The 20,503-nt window shown below is 41.6% G+C and carries 18 protein-coding genes; 10 read left to right on the top strand and 8 right to left on the bottom strand.

Annotation, left to right across the window (positions count from 1 at the left end; all coding sequences use genetic code 11):
* The first annotated feature begins 432 nt into the window (after positions 1-432).
* Positions 433-3,972 carry a PAS domain-containing hybrid sensor histidine kinase/response regulator gene (locus tag B9A91_RS18435; RefSeq protein WP_084240498.1) on the top strand — a complete coding sequence of 1,180 codons (3,540 nt, stop codon included), beginning with the start codon at positions 433-435 and terminating at the stop codon, positions 3,970-3,972.
* 41 nt (positions 3,973-4,013) lie between these two features.
* Here the strand turns inward: B9A91_RS18435 and B9A91_RS18430 are convergent, their stop codons facing one another.
* Positions 4,014-4,487: a YMGG-like glycine zipper-containing protein gene (locus B9A91_RS18430; RefSeq protein WP_084240497.1), complete on the bottom strand. Its 474-nt coding sequence runs from the start codon at positions 4,485-4,487 to the stop codon at positions 4,014-4,016.
* 51 nt (positions 4,488-4,538) lie between these two features.
* A complete protein-coding gene (locus B9A91_RS18425) occupies positions 4,539-4,754 on the bottom strand; it encodes a hypothetical protein (RefSeq protein WP_084240496.1) in 216 nt (71 codons plus the stop codon).
* Between the two features lie 114 nt (positions 4,755-4,868).
* Between B9A91_RS18425 and B9A91_RS18420 the strand changes: the two genes are divergently transcribed.
* The 3 genes from B9A91_RS18420 (at position 4,869) to B9A91_RS18410 (ending at position 8,642) form a co-directional block, all read left to right on the top strand.
* Positions 4,869-5,699, top strand: coding sequence for an NAD(P)H-binding protein (locus tag B9A91_RS18420; protein ID WP_235012601.1), 831 nt, complete (start codon positions 4,869-4,871; stop codon positions 5,697-5,699).
* Between the two features lie 9 nt (positions 5,700-5,708).
* Positions 5,709-7,094, top strand: a complete 1,386-nt coding sequence (locus B9A91_RS18415; protein WP_084240494.1) for an MBL fold metallo-hydrolase — start codon at positions 5,709-5,711, stop codon at positions 7,092-7,094.
* Between the two features lie 219 nt (positions 7,095-7,313).
* Positions 7,314-8,642 (top strand): OmpA family protein, encoded by a 1,329-nt coding sequence (locus B9A91_RS18410; RefSeq protein ID WP_084240493.1) that lies wholly within the window; start codon positions 7,314-7,316, stop codon positions 8,640-8,642.
* A 68-nt stretch (positions 8,643-8,710) separates the two neighbouring features.
* Here the strand turns inward: B9A91_RS18410 and B9A91_RS18405 are convergent, their stop codons facing one another.
* On the bottom strand, positions 8,711-9,703 hold the full coding sequence (locus B9A91_RS18405) for a TerC/Alx family metal homeostasis membrane protein (RefSeq protein WP_084240492.1): 993 nt from the start codon (positions 9,701-9,703) through the stop codon (positions 8,711-8,713).
* A gap of 34 nt (positions 9,704-9,737) precedes the next feature.
* Positions 9,738-10,340, bottom strand: coding sequence for a helix-turn-helix domain-containing protein (locus B9A91_RS18400; protein ID WP_235012600.1), 603 nt, complete (start codon positions 10,338-10,340; stop codon positions 9,738-9,740).
* A gap of 271 nt (positions 10,341-10,611) precedes the next feature.
* On the opposite strand from B9A91_RS18400, the gene B9A91_RS18395 reads away from it, so the two are divergent.
* The 6 genes from B9A91_RS18395 to B9A91_RS18370 are packed head-to-tail and all read left to right on the top strand — an operon-like array spanning position 10,612 to position 16,524.
* Positions 10,612-11,772: a hypothetical protein gene (locus tag B9A91_RS18395; RefSeq protein WP_084240490.1), complete on the top strand. Its 1,161-nt coding sequence runs from the start codon at positions 10,612-10,614 to the stop codon at positions 11,770-11,772.
* Positions 11,773-11,808: 36 nt separating this feature from the next.
* Positions 11,809-12,459, top strand: a complete 651-nt coding sequence (locus B9A91_RS18390; RefSeq protein ID WP_084240489.1) for a GIN domain-containing protein — start codon at positions 11,809-11,811, stop codon at positions 12,457-12,459.
* A gap of 10 nt (positions 12,460-12,469) precedes the next feature.
* Positions 12,470-13,192: a DUF4833 domain-containing protein gene (locus tag B9A91_RS18385; protein ID WP_084240488.1), complete on the top strand. Its 723-nt coding sequence runs from the start codon at positions 12,470-12,472 to the stop codon at positions 13,190-13,192.
* A gap of 29 nt (positions 13,193-13,221) precedes the next feature.
* Entirely contained in the window at positions 13,222-13,809 is a 588-nt protein-coding gene (locus tag B9A91_RS18380) for an RNA polymerase sigma-70 factor (RefSeq protein WP_084240487.1), read from the top strand.
* 7 nt (positions 13,810-13,816) lie between these two features.
* Positions 13,817-14,785 (top strand): FecR family protein, encoded by a 969-nt coding sequence (locus B9A91_RS18375; protein ID WP_084240486.1) that lies wholly within the window; start codon positions 13,817-13,819, stop codon positions 14,783-14,785.
* Positions 14,782-16,524, top strand: a complete 1,743-nt coding sequence (locus tag B9A91_RS18370) for a peptidase associated/transthyretin-like domain-containing protein (protein ID WP_084240485.1) — start codon at positions 14,782-14,784, stop codon at positions 16,522-16,524. Before B9A91_RS18375 ends, B9A91_RS18370 begins: the two co-directional genes overlap by 4 nt.
* Before the next feature lie 64 nt (positions 16,525-16,588).
* Here B9A91_RS18370 and B9A91_RS18365 read toward each other — a convergent pair whose 3' ends face one another.
* The 4 genes from B9A91_RS18365 to B9A91_RS18350 all read right to left on the bottom strand — a co-directional run bounded on the left by B9A91_RS18365 (position 16,589) and on the right by B9A91_RS18350 (position 20,493).
* Entirely contained in the window at positions 16,589-17,158 is a 570-nt protein-coding gene (locus B9A91_RS18365) for a DUF6580 family putative transport protein (RefSeq protein WP_317043342.1), read from the bottom strand.
* 59 nt (positions 17,159-17,217) lie between these two features.
* Positions 17,218-18,315 carry a cell surface protein gene (locus tag B9A91_RS18360; protein WP_084240483.1) on the bottom strand — a complete coding sequence of 366 codons (1,098 nt, stop codon included), beginning with the start codon at positions 18,313-18,315 and terminating at the stop codon, positions 17,218-17,220.
* Positions 18,316-18,336: 21 nt separating this feature from the next.
* Positions 18,337-19,440 carry a YncE family protein gene (locus B9A91_RS18355; protein WP_084240482.1) on the bottom strand — a complete coding sequence of 368 codons (1,104 nt, stop codon included), beginning with the start codon at positions 19,438-19,440 and terminating at the stop codon, positions 18,337-18,339.
* Between the two features lie 69 nt (positions 19,441-19,509).
* Positions 19,510-20,493 (bottom strand): PKD domain-containing protein, encoded by a 984-nt coding sequence (locus B9A91_RS18350; protein WP_084240481.1) that lies wholly within the window; start codon positions 20,491-20,493, stop codon positions 19,510-19,512.
* Positions 20,494-20,503 lie beyond the last annotated feature (10 nt).

The raw sequence follows: 20,503 nt of genomic DNA, 5'->3' as shown, positions 1-20,503 counted from the left end.
CACTTATTCAAACTGAAAAACATAGCCAGAACCTCTTTACGAGCCCAAAACCCCAAATCTTCACTAACTATAAGGTCTCTTTACTTTTTTAGCAACCCTTTAATTTTCCCCATAAAAATCCCCACTATGTGGATTTTTTTCATCAATATTATAAATAAGTAAACACTTATTCTTTAACGCGATTTCTTAAAACAAGAGCAATTATAGGTATAAAGAACATCCGAACGACGGTCATATCACCTATAAAAAATAAACTTCAACAAAAATCAACCAACAAAACACTTATAATGAGTATATTAGCACCCTGAATTTCAAACCATAACCAAACAAACTCATTAAGATGCTTTTTTATAGATTTTACTTATCTATATCATATATAAATCACTATTTTTACTCTGCTGTTGAGAACAGCTTATCAACAGCCTTTTTCATATGAAATACACACCTCTTCCCGAAAATGAGAAAGAACGATTGAAGGTAATACAAAATGCTCAGGTATTTGACCCTGCATACGAGGCCCATTTTGAACGGATCACAGAACTTGCTTCTTCCATATGCGACACGTCAATTGCCTTTATCACTTTAATTGATCAAAATAAACAGTGGTACAGATCAAATAAGATTTTCACTGCCGAAGAAATCTCTATTGAAAATGATTTCTACCGCCAGACCGTAAAGAATTCAGGTTTCCTGGAAATACAGGATACTTCCAGTGATGTCAGGTTTAAAATAAACGCCAATCATCAGTACATCAAAATGATGTACTATGCAGGGTTTCCACTAATCGATTCCAATGGCACTACCATTGGTACTTTATCTGTTTTTGATACGAAACCTAAAAAAGAGCTTACCACAAAACAGAAAAGACTGCTCGAACTCCTTTCTGTTGAAATAGTTTCTCTGGTAAATGAAGTAAAAAGCAAAAAAGAGCTCAATCACTTTCTTAAACTCTATAAATCATCGCACGATCTGATTTGTGAAGCAGATACCGACGGCCTTTTAAAAAGGGTCAATCCTGCTTTCACAACTACACTGGGTTGGGCTGAAGAGGATCTGTTAGGCAATTCCTTTTATAATTTTATTCATCCTTACGACCTGCAGCTTACCAACGACGAACTTAAGAAACTGTCGGACGGAAAAAATGCCGTAAACTTCACCAACCGTTTTAAAACAAAAAAAGGAGAATACAGAACATTACAATGGAGTGCAACAACCGAAACAGGTTCGCATAAAATACTTGCAATTGCACGTGACATTACCCGGGACAGAAACCTTCAGCAAAAGATCCTGAGCAGCGAAAGTAAACTAAAGTCATTTGTTGAGAATGCCCAGGGCTTCATGTTTACGCACGACCTCTCGGGAAATCTTATGTTCATCAATAACGCAGGTGCACTACACCTGGGCTATACCAAAACGGAACTGCAAAACATGGGGCTGTTTGACATTATTCCAAAAAGCCATCACCCCCTGGTTAACAATTACCTGAATGAAATTAAGCTCAACGGCACCGCTCAGGGCTTAATGACCACCCAACACAAAAAGGGTAATCATGTGATATGGATATTTAACTCCGTCCTTGAAAACAACTTAGCTACCAAACCGTATGTCATTTGCAATTCGATTGATATCACGGAACGGCACAATCTGGTTAAAGAACTAAAGAACAAGAATAAAAAACTGGAGCAGGCAAATAACATTGCCCGTCTTGGCAGCTGGGAACTCGATTTGATAGAACAAAAACTGGCCTGGTCTGAAGTGACGAGGGAGATATTTGAAATTGAACCGGATTTTGATCCTAACCCCGAAAATGAACTTCTGTTTTACAAACCAGGTACCAGTAGGGATAACCGGTTTAATGCCCTTAACACAGCAGTACTTAAAGGGGAAGGCTGGGATCTTGAATTGGAGCTTTCCACCGCCAAAGGCAACGATATCTGGATAAGATCAATCGGTATTCCCGAATTCATGGAAGGCAGATGCTACAAAATACGAGGAACTGTTCAGGACATTACCAAGATAAAGAACATGGAAGCCAGCCTCATCTCCGCAAAAGAAGATGCAGAGCTTGCAAATAAAGCTAAGTCTGAATTCCTGGCAAACATGAGCCACGAAATCAGAACACCGTTAAACGGAATTATAGGCTTTACTGATCTACTGATCAAAACACAGCTCAATGAAACCCAACAGCAGTACCTTTCCATTGTAACGCAATCAGGAAATGCCTTATTAAATACCATCAATGATATTTTAGACTTTTCAAAAATCGAAGCCGGTAAACTCGAAATGAACTGGTCTAAATTCAATCTGTATGAAATGGCAGAAGAATCTGCAGATGTCATTAAATATCAGGTGCAAAGTAAAGGACTGGAATTACTATTAAATATTTCAGCAGACCTCCCAAAGTATATATGGGCCGATGAGCTCCGGCTTAAACAAATTCTCATTAATTTATTGGGCAATGCGGTTAAGTTTACTGAAAAAGGTGAAATAGAACTTAAGGTAGAAGCTTTAAGCAATCCCGAATTACCAGAAATTAAATACCGCTTTTCTGTTAGGGATACTGGAATTGGGATCAATCCGGATAAAAGGCTCAAAATTTTTGATGCATTTTCGCAGGAGGACGCTTCAACCACCAAAAAATATGGCGGTACAGGCTTAGGCCTAACCATTTCCAACAAACTGCTGGGTCTGATGAACAGCAAGCTTCAGGTGGAAAGTGTGATGGGCAAAGGAAGTATTTTCTATTTCGAGATTACCCTTCAATCGGAAGCTGGAGAGTCCATCGAAATCCAAAACCTGGATACCGTTAGAAAAGTACTGATCGTAGACGACAATACCAATAACCGGCTTATCATCAACAAAATGCTTTCCCTTAAGCAAATCACCTCCGTGGAAGCTGCCAATGGCATGGAGGCTATTGGCCTTCTGAATGCAGGGGAACGGTTTGACGTGATACTGATGGACTACCATATGCCAGATTTAGATGGACTGGAAACCATTAAGAGAATGAGGGAAATCTTAAAAGACTCACCAAAAGAACAGGCAATTGTACTGCTTCATAGCTCGTCGGATGAATCTATCATCGCGGCCTGCGAAAAGCTGCATGTACACCATCGTTTGCTTAAACCCATCAAACTTAAGGATCTGTACAGCTCCCTATTCAGTGTAATTTCTAAAAAAGCTGAAAAACAAAATATAGCTGTACAGGAAGCAGACCGGATGGATGACCCTATACAGGTACTAATTGCGGAAGACAACGCGGTAAATATGTTGCTTGCTAAAACAATTGTGAGACGGATTGCGCCTAATGCAACTATTTTTGAAGCGAAAACAGGACTGGAAGCATTAGAATGTTATAAAGATACAAAAATAGACATCATCTTAATGGATATTCAAATGCCAGAGATGAATGGCTATGAGGCCACCAAAAAGATCAGGTCCATCAGGCATAAACCACATATACCTATTATTGCACTCACCGCAGGAAATGTTAAAGGTGAGAAGGAAAAGTGTTTTGCGGCGGGAATGGACGATTTTATATCCAAACCAGTGGTAGCGCACACCATTGCACTGTCACTAAAAAAATGGCTGAAAAATCCTGCAGAAGATCCACATAGTGAATTGTCGCTTTCGGCCTCGGAAGACAGTGCATACCATTTTAACATAGAATTGCTTAAAGAATATGTTGGCAATGATGCCTCCGTTTTAACCAAAGTATTATCCTTATTAAGAACTGAGCTGATGAATTTCTCCAGGGATTTTAAAGAACATGTGTCAAATAAAGACCTGGGAAGAATACAGGAGTTGGGTCAAAAAATGTACGATACAGCTATCGTATCCGGACTTACCGCCCTTGCGGTAATCTCTAAAAAAATAGGATCATTAAACAGCTACAACGAAACTGAAGTGAATGACTTGCTCGTACAAACCCAGGAGGAAATAAAAACAGCTATCGGACTCATCGTCCGATAGCTGTTTTTACTTAAATCCTGATCTAGTTCCAGGCCTTCATTTTAGTTCTTAGGTTGTACCCTACCAGATTTACGGTCCTGATCCCTACCAATCAGGTACCCTGTTCCGGCACCAACAACCCCTCCTATAATCGCACCCCTGCCATCCTTTTTATCCAGCAGTACACCGCCAAGGGCACCGGCACCAGCGCCAATAACTGCACCTTTGGCAGCCTGACTCCATCCTTTTTTCTTTGCAGGAACTGCCGCTTCACTGTTATAAGACCGTGCAGGCGCAGCTTCATTCCGCTCTGAAAGCAAAAGCATGCGACGTTCCTCTTTTATTTTGGCCAGTCGCTGCGTTTCCTGTTCCTTTTCTTTTATTTTGGCTTCTGCCTTTTTAAAACTGTCCAGTTTTAAGCTATCTTTAATGGCAGCCACCACCTTTTGTTTCACTAATGCCTCCTCATGAGCATTGTTATTTGTACAAGCAGCTAGCATTGCCCCTGCTATACATACCAAAACTATCCTTTTCATCTTCATTTGTTTTTAGTTAACATGTTTAGTCATGAAAAAATGATGCCAAAATCACTTATCGGCTATTGGGGAGTGCCCTGCAGGCTCTGTAGTATCATGACTATCATCTTCACCGTCCGGATTTCCGGAAATCCGGTCATTATCGTTATTCAAATTGTTATACAAAGTATCATCGGCAGAAGACCCGTCAGCATCCAGCCCCAAATTTTCATCGCAAGCGGAACTGCTCATACCTTTCGCTTTCCATTTTTTTTCTCTCTTTTTCATAGATGTTTCAACAATGAAAACGCCGGATAAGTTCAAAAATTATGATATTAAACACCAATTGGCTACTTTCACGTCCAATATGTATCAAGGTGTGCACACAATGCAAAAAGTTAAGTGACAGGATCAACGACAGTAAGTATTCTTGGGTGCGGATGGTATGGAATGGAATTGGCTAAAGCGCTGATTGCACAGGGTTATCAGGTAAAGGGCTCCGTTACAAGTCCCGAAAAATTAAAGCACCTGTCGGCACAAGGCATTCAAGCCTTCAACGTCAATTTTGAAAAGGATGCTGAACACTACGATCCGCTCTTTTTTAAAACAGATGTATTGTTTATCTGCATCCCCCCAAAAAAGGCCGCAGGCCTGCAATCAGATTATCCGCATAAAATCCAGCGCATCCTCCAGGCGGCAAAACGTTACAAAATAACAAATGCTGTATTTATAAGTTCTACAGCTGTATACGGCGACACGAATACTGAGTTGAACGAATTGAACAGCCCGTCCCCCGAAACAGATTCAGGAAAAGCAATACTGGAAGCAGAAACATTACTGCAAAACCAAACAGACATTACCATAACAATTATCCGCTTTGCCGGACTGGTCGGCCCAGGCAGGGATCCGGGAAGGTTCTTTAGCGGAAAAACCGATATACCCAACGGACAAGCGCCTGTCAACCTCATCCATCTTAACGACTGTATTGGTTTCAGTCTGAATTTAATGGCCAGACAGGCATACGGGCAGCTATTCAATGCCTGCGGTCCTCACCATCCTGCCAAACAGGAGTTTTATACCATTGCAACTCAAAATGCAAATTTAACTACACCGGTTTTTAAAGATGAACTGTTAAAATGGAAAATAATTTCAAGCATCCATCTACCTTTATTAAATTATACTTACCAGGTTACAAACTGGATCAGCTGGCTTAATGCCCGTACAAATCATTAGAACAGAAATATGAAACTCACAATTTTAGGGGCCGCAGAACAGGTAACCGGCAGCATGCACCTCTTGCAATTAACCAATTACAATATATTGATAGATTGTGGCCTGGACTACGAAAAGGACACTTATCAGCATGAGAACCTGTATTTCCCTTTTGATCCTTCCACAATAGATGTAGTAATATTAACCCATGCCCATATTGATCATTCGGGAAACCTGCCTACGCTTGTGAGCATGGGGTTCAACGGCCAGATTCTTTGCACAGCCCCTACCGCTGAACTCAGCGAATTGCTGCTGCTCGATTCGGTAAATGTTTTTCTAAGCAAACAAAACAAACGCTCAGGTTCAAAAAGAAGCAGAACCGGCCCGGAACCTCTTTACCAGCAAAAGCAGGTCATGGAAACGACAGACCGTTTCGTTACCATTGCTTTCCATAAAGAATTTCGCCTCCATGAAAATGTAACGCTAACCTTAATTCCTATAGGGCACTTGTTGGGCGCCGCGGCTATAGTTTTAACGGTAACAGAAAATGGATCAACAAAAAAGATTGCCTTTACAGGTGACATAGGCAGAAAAGGTTATCCCCTGCTCAGCGACCCAGAACCCCTCCCACCGGTAGATTACCTGGTTTCAGAATCAACATATGGGGGAAGGCTGCACAGCAGAGATACCACCCTGACCCAAAAGCTGATCGACATCATCAGCGAATCCTGCATCAAGTACCCCGGCAGACTCATTATCCCGGCTTTTAGCATTGGGCGGACACAGGCCCTGGCCTATACCTTAAACAAAATCTTCAGCACGGGACTGCTTCCGCCCGTTAAAATATTTATCGATAGCCCGCTGGCCGGTGCTGCCACCGAAATCTATCAGAAATACCCGCAGCTCCTGAATCGGGAGGCACAGGATTTTTACGCAGATAAAAACAACAACTCCGGTTTCAAAGAACTGTCTTATGTTCAGGATAAACGCGAAAGCATTGCTGTAGCCAACTACCACGAGCCCTGCATTATTATATCTTCTGCGGGCATGCTGGAAGGAGGGCGCATCCAGGACCATTTATATTATAACCTTCAAAATTACTATTGCACCATTTTGTTCATAGGTTACTGCGCCAAAGGAACTTTGGGCGAACGGCTTTTGCGTGGAGATCCGATTATCAGGTTGCGAAACCGTGACCTTATGGTATATGCTACAATAAAGCAGACCGACTTGCTAAGCGGGCACGGTGACCATAACGACCTGATGGATATCGTCAGGCAGCAAAACCCTTCAACATTAAAGCAGGTATTCCTGGTACATGGAGAGCATAAAAGCCTGCAAGCACTCTCCGGTAGCCTTCAGGAAGAAAATTATGCCGTTACAATTCCGAAAAAAGGAGAATCATTCGAATTATAATTTCAAATAAAACCTCAATTCTGTAGCAAATACTATACATATTTTTTAGGATTTAGCTGAGGAGCTCCTTTTTTAAAGCGAAGCAAAGCACTAAAATAAAACACTGATTTCTAGTAAGTTCCCGATTATTGATTCAAAAAAATGGCTTTGGCAGGATTATTACAAGCACGTAAGCATTCGGACTGAAAGCCGAAAGATTAAACATCTAACAAAATCAATATGAACTCAAAAATTACAAAAACGGCTTTAGTGCTGTCCCTAATGGGGTTATCGACGCAATTATTTGCTCAGGATTCAGGAAGGTTTTCCGAAAAGTCATTTCGTACCTGGTCTGTAGGTGTACATGGCGGCGTACTTAGTCAGAATACAATTTTCAACGGTAAAGAGCGCGATTTTCAAACTGCTAAAGAAACCATCGGCTATGGCGGCTTCATTAAAAAGCAGGTACTTCCGTCTTTAGGAATCCAGGCCGACTTCCTAAGGGGGAAAGTTGAAGGTTTAAGGTCTAACACCGGAGGATTGGATGCCAATGGCGACAATACCTACCTTAGTGGTTCTAGCTATGAAACAAAAATTGAATGGTCTGCTGCTTTAACCGCAATTTACAACATTGCAAACATCAACATCAACAAAGAGAACGCAATACTTACACCTTATGTTAAGGCTGGTGCCGGATACATGTCTGCAGGTGCATCAACTACGAACGTTCCTTTATCGGCAAATGAAAGCTATAAAGAAAGGTGGTTTGTACCGGTTGGAGCTGGTTTTAAACTAGGGGTTGCAAAAGGCATCAATTTAGATATGGGGTACGACGTTAACTTTGTGAAATCAGACAAATTTGATGGCTTTAACTATGGTGGTAGAAACGACAAATTCTCTTACGGTCATATCGGATTAGAATTTGCACTGGGAAGCAAAGAAAAACCTCAGTTACAAAACTACAGCTCACTGGCTAATCTTCGCGCACAAACCAAAGAAGAGTCAGATGAGTTAAGAAGAGCACTTTCCACTGCTGAGCAAAACGCTGCAAGAGACAGGGAACAATATGCAAAAGATATGGGTGATGATGATAATGATGGTGTAGCCAACAAATTTGATAAATGCCCTGGTACCCCTTCTGGTACAGTTGTAGATGGTTCAGGTTGCCCTATTAAAGTACAACGTGAAATCATTAAAGAAACTAAGGTTGTGGTAACCGAAGCCGACCGTAAGGTAGTGGATGAGGCCATCAAAAACTTAGAGTTCGATTTAGGTAAAGCTACTATCAGAGCTAAATCTTATGCAACTTTAAATAAAGTAGCTGCACTGCTGATCGAGAAAAACTTTAGCCTGAAATTAGCTGGTCATACAGACAACACTGGTTCAATGGCATTAAACTTACGTTTATCTAAAGAAAGAGCAGAGTCTATCAAAGCTTACCTGGTATCACAAGGTGCAAATGCTTCACGTATTGAGGCAACAGGTTATGGTCCAAACCAGCCTATCGCATCCAACAAAACTGCCGATGGCCGTCAGAAAAACCGTCGCGTTGAGTTTACCTTATATTAAGCTCAGATAAATTGAATTAAAAAAGGCCATGGTAATCATACCATGGCCTTTTTTAATTCAATTTATTTTTAATCAGCAGCACTGGTTTTCTTTGGTGCAAAGATAATTGAGGCAATAACTGATAAAACCAATACCCCTCCTACTATTGACAATGATACAGGGGATGAAATATGATAAAAAGGCCCAATCACCATTTTCAACCCAATAAACGATAAAATAATGGCCAGTCCGTATTTCAATAAACTAAACATATGGATAAAGTTGGCCAGCAGAAAATATAGCGCCCTTAAACCTAGTATGGCAAATATATTTGAAGTATAAAGAATGAAGGGATCATCAGGTGCAATGGCAAAAATTGCCGGTATAGAATCCACAGCAAACAACAGATCGGTAAATTCTATTACTGCCACAACAACCAGTAAAGGGGTCGCTAATTTTACCCCGTTCTGAACCGTAAAAAACTTAGCCCCGTCAAATTCCTTGCTTACTTTAAAAAGTTTATAGATCACACGTGCACCTGGACTTTTACTAAAATCCTTTTCTCCATCATCATCTTCTTTGGCAAGTCCGGATTTAATGCCTGCATATACCAGGAACAAACCAAAAATCAGTAGTACAACATTGATCTTTACCAGCTGCCCAAATACCAACATCTCTGGCAAATAGGTTAGGTTTATCAACTCTACCCCCGCAAAAATGAAAATAGCCCGGAAGAGCAATGCGCCAATAATGCCCCAAAACAATACCTTATGGTGCAATTCCTTCGGCACATTAAAAAAACCAAAAACCAGGATAAAAACAAAAAGATTATCCACAGAAAGTGCCTTTTCTATCCAGTACGCAGATTGAAACTGTGTGAATTTTTCAAAGCCTGAGGTATGCCATACCACCAGGCTAAAGACCATAGACAAACCGATCCAAACTACCGACCATATCGCTGCTTCTTTACTGCTAACGGCATGTACCTTCTTATTAAAAACCCCCAGATCTAAAAGCAGCATTACGATCACTACAACTGCAAACCCGATAATTACACCGGGATGGTTAATCATTTTGTCCATTCCTTAACTTATAATTTGTTTTTACGTTTACTATTTACCTGACCTTATCTAAGGGCTTTCTGTCGTTTAAAGTGGCTGCTTTATATTTACTTGGTGTAAGCCCGGTTAGCGATTTAAACTGGGCCGACAAATGGGCACTGCTGCTGTAGTCCATTTTAAAAGCGATCTCATTCAGGTTCAATTCACCATATTCCAGCAGTTCTTTTACCTTTTCAATCTTTTGTTGAATAATGTATTTTTCTATGGTAATTCCCTCGGTATCTGAAAACTGCCTGCTCAAATAGGCATAATCCTTATTTAATTTGTCAGCTATCAATTGTGTTAAGCTCTGGTGAATACCGTTAAGGTCGGAATAGTGGATCAGGTTGATGATTTGTGTCTTGATTTGCTCAACAAGCTGATCCTTTTCCTTGTCAATCAATTCAAAGCCCAGGCCGCCCAATGCATCTCCAATACTTTTTAACTGGTTTGCATCCGGGTTAGGTTCAACCTCAATTTTTCCAAGGGAAATTTCGTCAACCTTAAAGCCAAAATTTTCCAACTGCTGCCTTACAATCATAATGCAGCGGTCGCAAACCATATTCTTCACATATAACAACATAGGCAAACCTGATATTTTAAACTGTACGTTCTTCACAAATATAAGGCAATATTTGTTCTGTTTAAGTCATTAATCGTTTACTCTTTGCAGGCCTAAAGATAGCTGCACCCAGTAATGCATACCGGGTTTATTTCGGGTTTGCCTCGGCTAAACTCAATTAAAATCAGAAATAAACCTGTTATGAACTGGCTATAGTGATGCTATGGATAGCTTTGCTTACTAACCTAGTTAGTAGCTTTAAATTTATTTTCTTCCCGCGTAGGGGTAAAAGTTCATCTCCTTGTCCTAATTCAAAATGAGACAAAAAATGAACTTCAGAATTTACAAAACAAACGTGCAGATGCAGACCCTAAAAACCCTGATATGTCTGTGTTTATCTGCAACAGGATTTACTGCTTTCGGCCAGAACAAGATACCGGGAAAAATACATTTTGGCTTTGTGTATCCTTTAAGTACCAATGGTACACATGCGCCGTTAGATACAAATAACCTTTCTATACACCTCCTTGCGGGTGTTTCTGCATCAGAACAGGGTGCTTCTTTTGCAGGTTTGTCCAATATAGTACGTAACGATACAGAAGGCTTCCAGTTTGCCGGTCTTTCTAATCACATCGGCAAACAGGCCAACGGAGGATTGTTTGCGGGGCTTTTAAATACCTATGGTGGTGGTGAAGCATTTGCTGTTGCCGGCTTTGCCAACTTCGCTTCAGGTAATGTTAAGGGCGCACAGTTTGCCGGTTTCACTAACATCGCAAAAGAAGTGACAGGGGTACAGTTTGCAGGCTTTGCAAATATTGCCAGTCAGGTAAAGGGCCCGCAGTTTGCCGGTTTTATGAACCTGTCCAAGAAGGATGCAGGTGTCCAGTTTGCTGGTTTCATGAATAAAGCAAAAGACATTAAAGGTTCTCAGCTTGCTGGTTTTATCAACATAGCAGGAAAGGTAAAAGGTGCACAGCTGGCAGGATTTATCAATGTGGCCGACAGCAGTGACTATCCTATAGGCATCATCAACATTGTAAAAAACGGCGGAAAAAGCCTGGGGGTCAGCACCGATGAAACGCTTACTACAATGCTTTCCTTCAGGTCGGGCGGAAAAATACTTTATGGAATCATAGGGCTCGGTTATAACTTTAAAAACAAAAAAGAGGTCTATGCATTCGAGGCCGGAATTGGAGCACATTTCTTCCAGTCCAACAGGTTCCGTTTAAATGCTGAGATCGTCGGAACAGGACTCGAAAGCTTCAAAGCAGGTGAATACTTCAAAACTTCATTTAAACTCATGCCTGCCTTCAAAATCACGCCGAAACTGGAAATATCTGGGGGGCCTGCATTCAATTACCTCAACACCAATACCATTGAGGGCCGCGGTCTGAACAAAAGCTATATCACTTCATGGGAGAACAAATGGGGCAACAACTTCCAGGCATTATATGTAGGTTACGGAGGTGGTATACAATACTTATTCTAAAATCACACAAACATTCAATTATATAATACGATCATTATGAAATACATAGCAACACTTACATTAATGGGCTTTCTGTTTATCGGATGTTCAAAAGACAGGCTTACTGCCAGTGGCGATAAAACCACAGAAACGCGCTCACCTGGAGAATTTACAGGAATAAACACCAGCGGGTCAAATATAATCTATATTACATACGGTACGGAATTTAAAGTAGAACTAAGGGGTTCCAACAACCTGATCCCCTACTTCAAAACCAATGTCATCAATAAAACACTGTACCTGGGCTATGAGAATGCCAGTATTCAGCACGATGATGTTGAAGCTTACATTACCCTTCCCGACATCAGGAAAGCATCTCTTAGTGGAAGTGGAAAAATAACCATACAAGGTGCTTTTCCCGAATCAGATGAATTGAAGATATCAATTAGCGGTTCGGGGGGCATTGTTGCCCAGGATGCTTTTGATACTGATCAGGTTCTGATCAACATTTCGGGTTCCGGAAAGGCAGATCTTCAGCAAATCAGCGCTGAAAAGGCAGATGTAGATATCTCCGGTAGCGGCGACGCCAGGGTTAAAGTTCAGCATAAATTAAAAGCCAGGATCAGCGGCAGCGGCAAGGTTTATTATACCGGAAGTCCGGAAGTAGATGCGGATGTAAGCGGGTCAGGCAAAGTCGTTAAATTTTAAATTTACAGTAATGACATCGGTTCAATTCCATTTCCATGAGTGCAAGGACATGCAGCACGACATCAAACAAAGCGATGGCCTAGAAGAACTGCTCTTTTTCATCTTTGCCAGTCCTGTCATGGTAGATCAATATAAAGCGTCGAAAATGCGGGTGTCCCGGAAAGCACCTGCCCCCTTGGCAAAAAGATTATTGAGGAGCATTTTAATCATCACTGTCATGCTTATTTTGCTAAGTCAGGTTTCATACGCACAGAAACAAGTAGAGCAAGCCAGTCTGCCAACTCCCAAAGGCTGTAACTTATTATTTTTTCTGCAACGTGATCCTGACGCAAACACCGTCGTGTATGAGTTAAATTATAACAGCGATGGCACTTTACAAACCAACAATCCTATAAAGGGTTCATGGATCAGGTATGAAGAAGATCAGAAGTTTAAAGAGCTGACCACTATTGAAAAAAAGTTTGCCTATGGTGTACAAAGTAAACCAATTGGTACCGATGAATACGAAATCAGGTTAGTAGCCTACAAAAAAATGCCCATGTATCTCCTGAGATCTGAAACTGATCATAAGTATCGCATCTACATTAAAGATGAGGGTAAGAACTTACTGCTGAAACGGGTATTTGTAAGGGTTAACGGTGGGAGTTTCTGGTTCCCAAAGGTGCAATATATCGACCTGATTACCACAAATAGTGCAACCGGAATGGAAATTTTAAAGAGAATAAGAACCTGAACTGATATATTTGAATAAGATTTAATTACTTGAAGCCAGCCAATCACATTTCAGAAAATACAAACCTGCAGGACGACGATGAGGCTTTTGAGCATTTGTTCAAAATGCATTTCAAAGCACTGCACGCCTATGCCATTGCCATACTCAGAGATGAAGATATCGCAGAAGAAGTGGTACAGAATATGTTTTTAAAGTTTTGGGAGAAACGGGAATTGCTGAACATTCAGACATCTGTGAAAGCCTACCTGTACAAATGTGTATATCACGACAGCCTTAACCTTTTAAAGCATGAAAAAATTAAAACAAAGTATCAGGATTTTGCCACTTATACCATGAACAGCCACAATGAACCCGCCTCATCAAAAGTAGAAACCAGTGAACTGGAACGGCAGATTGGACTGGCATTAAACGAATTGCCCGAGCAATGCCGCACCATATTTCAGATGAGCAGGTTTGAGGAATTAAAATACCGGGAAATTGCAGATCAGCTGGGTCTGTCTGTAAAAACCATAGAAAACCAAATGGGCAAGGCACTCAAAATTATGCGTTTGAAGCTGGCTGACTTCCTTTCGCTCATTTTAGCAGGCCTGATGTATTACAAGGATTTTTTTAATTAGAAAGCGCATGACTGATGAATTATTGATAAAGTTTCTATTAAATGAAACAAGTGAAGAGGAAAGCATCACCGTGCAAACCTGGTTAGATGCCTCAGCTTCCAATAAAAGCTATTTTGAGCAGTTTGAAAAAATATGGAACAGTAGCAAAAAGCTGTCTGCAAATAGCAGCGTTGATGAAAACGAGGCATGGGGAAGGTTTAAACAAAGAGCAGCACAGCAAACCATTAACCAACCCATAGTAAGACCTTTAAAGCCAGCTTACAAATGGCTCAGAATAGCTGCAGTACTGGTTTTAATAGCCGCAGCATGGTCGGCCTATAACCTGCTTTCACCGGTTTCCTACAAGCCGTTAAGCGCAGGGAATGCAGTAACCAGGGAAATCCTTCCGGATGGTTCTGAACTTACCCTCAATAAAAATGCACGGCTCAGTTACGCCTCTAATTTCAAAAGAAACAGAAATATACATTTCCAGAAAGGCGAAGTCTTTTTCAGTGTGGCACACGATAAAAGCAGGCCTTTTGTAATCGAAATAGATAAAATTGCTGTATTGGTGGTAGGTACATCTTTCAATATAAAGCACCTGACAGACCTGACTGAGGTAATTGTAGAGACCGGAATTGTAAAGGTTAGCAGGGGCAGCGAAGAAATAACCCTTCGTAAAGGGGAAAAAGTGCTGATCAGAAATGGAAACGATGAGCTGATCAAAGAACAAAACCAGGATGAGCTTTACAATTACTACCGGACTAACAAATTTGTTTTGAACGGTACCACGTTGCCAAGGGCAGTTGAAATATTGAATGAGGCTTATCATGCGCAGATCATCATTCACGACCCTTCAATTAAAAAAGAGACCATCTTTACCACTTTAAAGGCAGATACCACACTGGAAGCCAATTTAAAGACCATCTGCAGCACACTGGATCTTAAATTTGTCCGTAACGAACAGCAGATCCTGTTGTCTAAACAAACAAAATGAAATTAAAAATCACCTTGGTGTTCCTCTTCCTGATCGGGTTTGCAAAAGCACAAATGCCGCTTACGCCTTCCAGGCATAATCTGGAAAAAAGAGTGAGTATCACTATAAAAAAAGCCCCAATCTCTGATATACTCAACCGCATTAGCCGGGCCGGAGATTTCTATTTTTCCTATAGTGGTTCGCTTTTCAGTCAGGACAGCCTGGTTAACATGGATGTTAAAGATGCGCCTGTAAGGGAAATTTTAGATCAGCTGTTTAAGAACAAAGTCGACTATAAGGAAAATGGAGAATACATCATTCTACGTTACGCGGCCTACCGGCTGACCATTGAACCCGAGAACATTACTACAGCCGAAAAGCTTTACATTATTAGCGGGTATGTTGTGGATATCGAAACCGGCAAAAAAATTAAACAGGCCAGTGTTTACGAAAAAAAGTTAATACCCTCTACATTAACAGATAACAATGGTTATTTCAGCTTAAAATTTAAAGGCGAGCACAGCCAGGTAGCCCTTACAGCCAGTAAAGAAAATTACAGGGATACTACCCTTATTTTTCTATCAGACATTAAAGTAAAACCTGAAGGTTACAGTGATCCAAATAACGATGCGGCTGCCGGTGTTTTTGCAGACGTAGAACGTTCCGGAATTGGAAGGTTCTTCATTTCTTCCAAACAAAGGATCCAGAGCTTAAACATTCCCAATTTCTTTGCAAACAGTGCATTTCAGGCCTCATTGACGCCGGGGCTAAGCTCGCACGGACTCATGAGCGCTCAGGTGATCAATAAGTTCTCCTTAAATGTATTGGGTGGCTATACTGCAGGCACCAATGGCTTCGAGATCGCCGGTTTGTTTAACATCACCAAAGGCGATGTAAAAAAGCTGCAGTTTGCTGGCTTGTTTAATGAAGCCGGAGGCTCGTTAAACGGCTTACAGTTTGCAGGCCTGATGAATGATGTGAGGGGCGATAAACAGGGCTTTCAGGCAGCAGGATTATTGAACCACGTGAGAGGAACTGCAGGTGGAAGCCAGGTCGCGGGACTTTGCAACCTCGTCTCAGGAAATGTAAAGGGGGTACAGATCGCAGGGCTTGCCAATATAGCCAGTAAAAATGCAGGTGGCCTGCAATTAGCAGGACTGGGCAACATTACTACCAGGCATCTTAAAGGAGTTCAGATTGCGGGCCTGTTCAACTATGCAAAAAAAATGAGTGGTTTCCAGTTGGGGATTGTTAATGTTTCCGATACCTCCTCGGGTTACAGTCTGGGCTTATTGAACCTTGTAAAACATGGCTACCACAAAATCAGTTTATATAGTACTGAAACCGTAAACACCAATCTTGCTGTAAAAACAGGTAATGCCAAACTCTATACCATATTGCTGGCAGGGGCAAACCTATCAAAGCATGAAAAAATATATACTGCCGGATTAGGGCTCGGGCATGATTTTATATTCAATAACCGCCTGTCGGCCAGCGCAGAGTTCAGCAGTCAGCTGGTATACCTGGGTGACTGGGACGGTGCCACTACACTTAACCGCTTCCAAGCCAATTTCCAGGTTCAGCTGGTTAAGGGCATCACTTTATTTGCCGGCCCTGCCTATTCTGTTTATAGTATGGATAACTCCGGCACGCCAAGTGCTGCAGGATATAAACAAAATATTGTTCCTTCACATCACCACAGTTTCGGCAGGAATACTAAAGGCTGGCTGGGCTTTAATGCAGGCATCACCTTTATGTAAATTCTATCCATAAAAAAAGGGCCGCCTTTTCCGGTAGCCCTTTATATATTCATCCTAAAACGCATCAAATACTTACGCTTTTATTCACACCCCAATAAGGGTACCATGCTTTTACACCAAACATTACTGTACCGTAAATAACAGTCCCCAGCAAAAACTTCAGTTCGTAAGGAATTGCAGCAATCAGGCAAGTCCAGTAGCCAGCCAATGTTGGTGGATATAGGCCAGGTACGTACATTGGACTGATATCTGAAACGATCCAATGGATCAATGTGATTACCACCGTAGAAAGTACCAGATTTTGCACATTTACCTTTTTAAGGATGAACCTGCTGGCCAGTACCATCAGCACAAATGCAATATAGGTCCAATACCAGCCCGGGTAAAAGAAGCCATAGCCTGATGTTCTGGCGATAAACAGATCGCTCAGCAGCAACACCATCAAGGGAAAGCCAAACGCTTTCAAAGGATTGCTGAAATAAGCAGCGCCAAACATGGCAATAGCTCCTACAGCCGAAAAATTGGCAATTTCCTTGAAGTTATCAGAATTGGGTGCCGCGACACGAAAAATGCTTACAAGTACCACAACAAGTAATAATATCAAGGTACTCGGGTTAAATTTAGATCCAGACATGTTCATTTAAATTATACAACAAAGTTATGTTATTTCCATGGATAATAAAACAATCCGCTTTATTTGATCATGCCCAGGTCTATTATCCCCAGCAGTTCGGTAGAAAATTCGCCTAAAATGCCCATATTGGCCTGTACCCCGGTCTGGATTTTGATAAAATCAATGCCAGCCAGGGCTACCGGTTTCCCTGTAGCATCTACAGCATTTGCGATGTCGATTTTATCGCCATCGGACAGGTTGTCCGCATAACCAAAAGCAAAAGGTATACTGGTAATACGGTTCCCGGGCTTGATGTTTGTGGATGGCAACAGTGAACCTTTCAGCGTATATTCGTTTGCGGAGACCCATGATGGATAGCCCTGAACCTTAGTGCCCATATTTACCGTACCGCTGTTTCCTTTGTTGTCTCTCCGGGCAACCGGTCCGCCACCGGCAGCAGGTCTGGTATAGGTCACTTCATAATCGCGGACATAGCCTGACAGGTCGTATTCACTGCCTTTTATTTCGTACCAGGTATCATCCGGCAAACCATTTCCGTTCACATCTTTCATTACCCATACAATTCCCGGCTCGGCGAAATCGGCGAGTGGATTACCAAAAATAACCAGGTCGTCCTTACCGCTTTCGTTAATTACCGTATGGTCGAAACCCAATACGATATAGCCTCCCCAGGCACCTAATGATACCAGTCCCGATTTTCCCTCCAGGCTTTTCGCGGCAGTAAGGGTGCCTGAAGCCCGGTTAATAAACTGCCCCGGCCCCGGCAAATACTCAAAAACCTTTTTAACGTAAGCACTGCTGCCAGGTGTTACCGGGATATTGGGCAGTCCAACGTTTACCGTATAGCTCCACACAAACTCTCCCCCACTATTCTTTGCCTGGTATTCTATCGTATAAATCCCGGACTGTATAGGGCTAAACTCATAGTCAGAACCATTGCCCTGTATTTCCCCGTCCAGTTTCCACTCCTGCTGATAGGCTTTCCCATTTACGTTTAAAGCCGAGAAAGCAATCGTCTCATTTACCTTGATATTCAGTACTGTCCCTTCAACGGTCATCTGTACCGCAGGTGCTTCTAAGGTCTCTTTATCCTTTTTACAGGCGGTAAACAGCGTTAAAAAGAGCGCAGATAATACCAGGTAATGCTTAGCTTTCATGGTTTATGTATTTTATATTATTTATTTATAGCTGTATTTGAACACTGCACTTTGAGGCAAAGCGCCAGTTGCAAACCAGAATCTCTTTTTGCCATCCAGGCTGAAACAAAACAACTTACCTTCTGTTCCATAGTTATTGGCATCAGCTACAAAAACATTATTGTCCAGACCATTTACAGTAACGCCATAAGGAGTGCTAACCACGGCCGTTGGGTCTGTAACAAAATTAGTTTCGATTGCACCTGTTGTAATGTTAAGTGTCTTAAAATACGGATCAAGGTAATCGCCTATTACAAATCCCTTTGTTCCGGTAACATTCAGGTACTCGAGACTTACAGGATTAGAACCGATCTTTTTATCTGTCACGCTGCTTATTTTATCCAGCGAGGCAGGAATATCCACATAATTTCCCTTTGTCAGTACATAAATATCGCCACTGGCCGTTGCCGCAACTCTGGTTGGATTAAAGCCAACGGCTATATCGCCCAATTTTGTGAAAGTACTTAAATCTACTACAGAAACTGATGAATTGTTTGGATTAGGATAATATGGATGATTGGAATTAGCTGCATACAATTTACCATTTACAATGGTAGACCCATCCAGCGCCCCCCCCACTGCAATCCTCGACTCAATGGTAAGGCCTGCCGTATCAATTTTACTCACGTAACCATCAAATCCAACTACATAAGCCTTATTTTTATAAAAAGTTACAGTACGTGGTAAGAAGCCTTTGGAGCCGTCCGAAAAAGGTATTCTTTTTAGCGATTTCCCCGTTGCAATACTCATCACTTCAACATATGAGTTTTTATCTTCAGGCTTGGTACCTGTGATCACACAATACATCTTACTGCCATATTGTTTTAAGTCATTTGCATTGACACCAAGTTCTATCCCATTTTGCTTTTTAAAATAGTCTGTTTGAGGGATGGAGGTCGACATATCAAAATAAGTGATAGAACTTGCGCTACTTCCGGTTGTTACAGAATAAAGGCCCTCGCATAACACATAGACCCCTGTTGTGGCATTTGGCTGCGGATCAATTGCTGGTAATTTTTCTTTTTTACAGGCGCTAAACGTTAGCAGAGCTCCTGCAAATGCAAATAATTTTAGTTTGTTCATCATACTTGTTTTTGGCAAGGCAAAGCTAAATAAAGTAACTCTGCCCTTTGGTTTTTATTATCTGTTTATCTGTTATTTCTTTAAGTGCAAACTGATGTCTATAGCTCCCCCTACTTCTGTGGAAACCTCTCCCAGGAACCTTGCCCGCGGATTGTTCCTGTCAGGTTCAAAGGGGTTTCCGTTGGAATTTTGCCCGGTATAGATCTTTACAAAATCAATATGTGTAAGTTGTACGGTTTTGCCCTGCGCATTCACCGCCCAGGAAATGTCAAAAGAATTGTAGCCTGCTCCGGTATTTTCCATCAGGCCTTTATAGTCCGCAGAACCGTTATCGGTATATCCCCATTCCAATGGCTGGTTAGTAATGATGTTACCTGCGGCTAAAGTGTTCCTGAGCAAAGTACCGGTAAAGCTCAGCTGGTCCTGGTCCTTGATCCATTCGGGATAATAAGCATTGCTGTGAAAGGCATTGCGTAAGACATACCCCTCTTTCCCCTGATTGTCCTTCCATTTGATGTCATCGGTCTTGTTTTTAGGGTTATAATACGTAATTGTATAATTTTTAATGGTTTCTGCTTTATTGTATTCGCTACCGGCAAGTTCAAACCATTCTCCGTCATCAGGTAACCCGTTCCCATTCAAATCCTGCATGACCATTACAATTCCGGGCTCCGACCATTCCATTCCTTCACCGGTAAGCGGATTTCCGTAAATACCGATATCGGCCCCTTCTTTGTTCGCTATAGAATGGTCAAAACCAAAGATAAGGTACCCACCAAACCCGCCTAAAGAAACCAACCCTTCCCGCGCTTTGCCAACCAGTGCTTCCGCGGCTTTCAGCTCTCCAAGCCCGGAATTGATGAACTGTCCGGGTGCAGGCATGTATTCATATATTTTGCTGATAAATTTAGAACTTGTAGGGCTTACAGGCCTGGGTTCATAGTGATCTTCTTCGGCACGTTCCTTTTTTTCACAGGCAATAAGGCACAATTGAAGAGCGGCAATCATGATCAATGCCGGTTTTAAGTGGGTTCGTTTGTTTTTGTTAAAAGTCATTTTTAAGATA

It is taken from the genome of Pedobacter africanus (assembly GCF_900176535.1).
GTDB lineage: Bacteria > Bacteroidota > Bacteroidia > Sphingobacteriales > Sphingobacteriaceae > Pedobacter > Pedobacter africanus.
The sequence above is the reverse complement of the archived record's forward strand: the minus strand, read 5'-3'. Positions and strand labels throughout refer to the sequence as shown.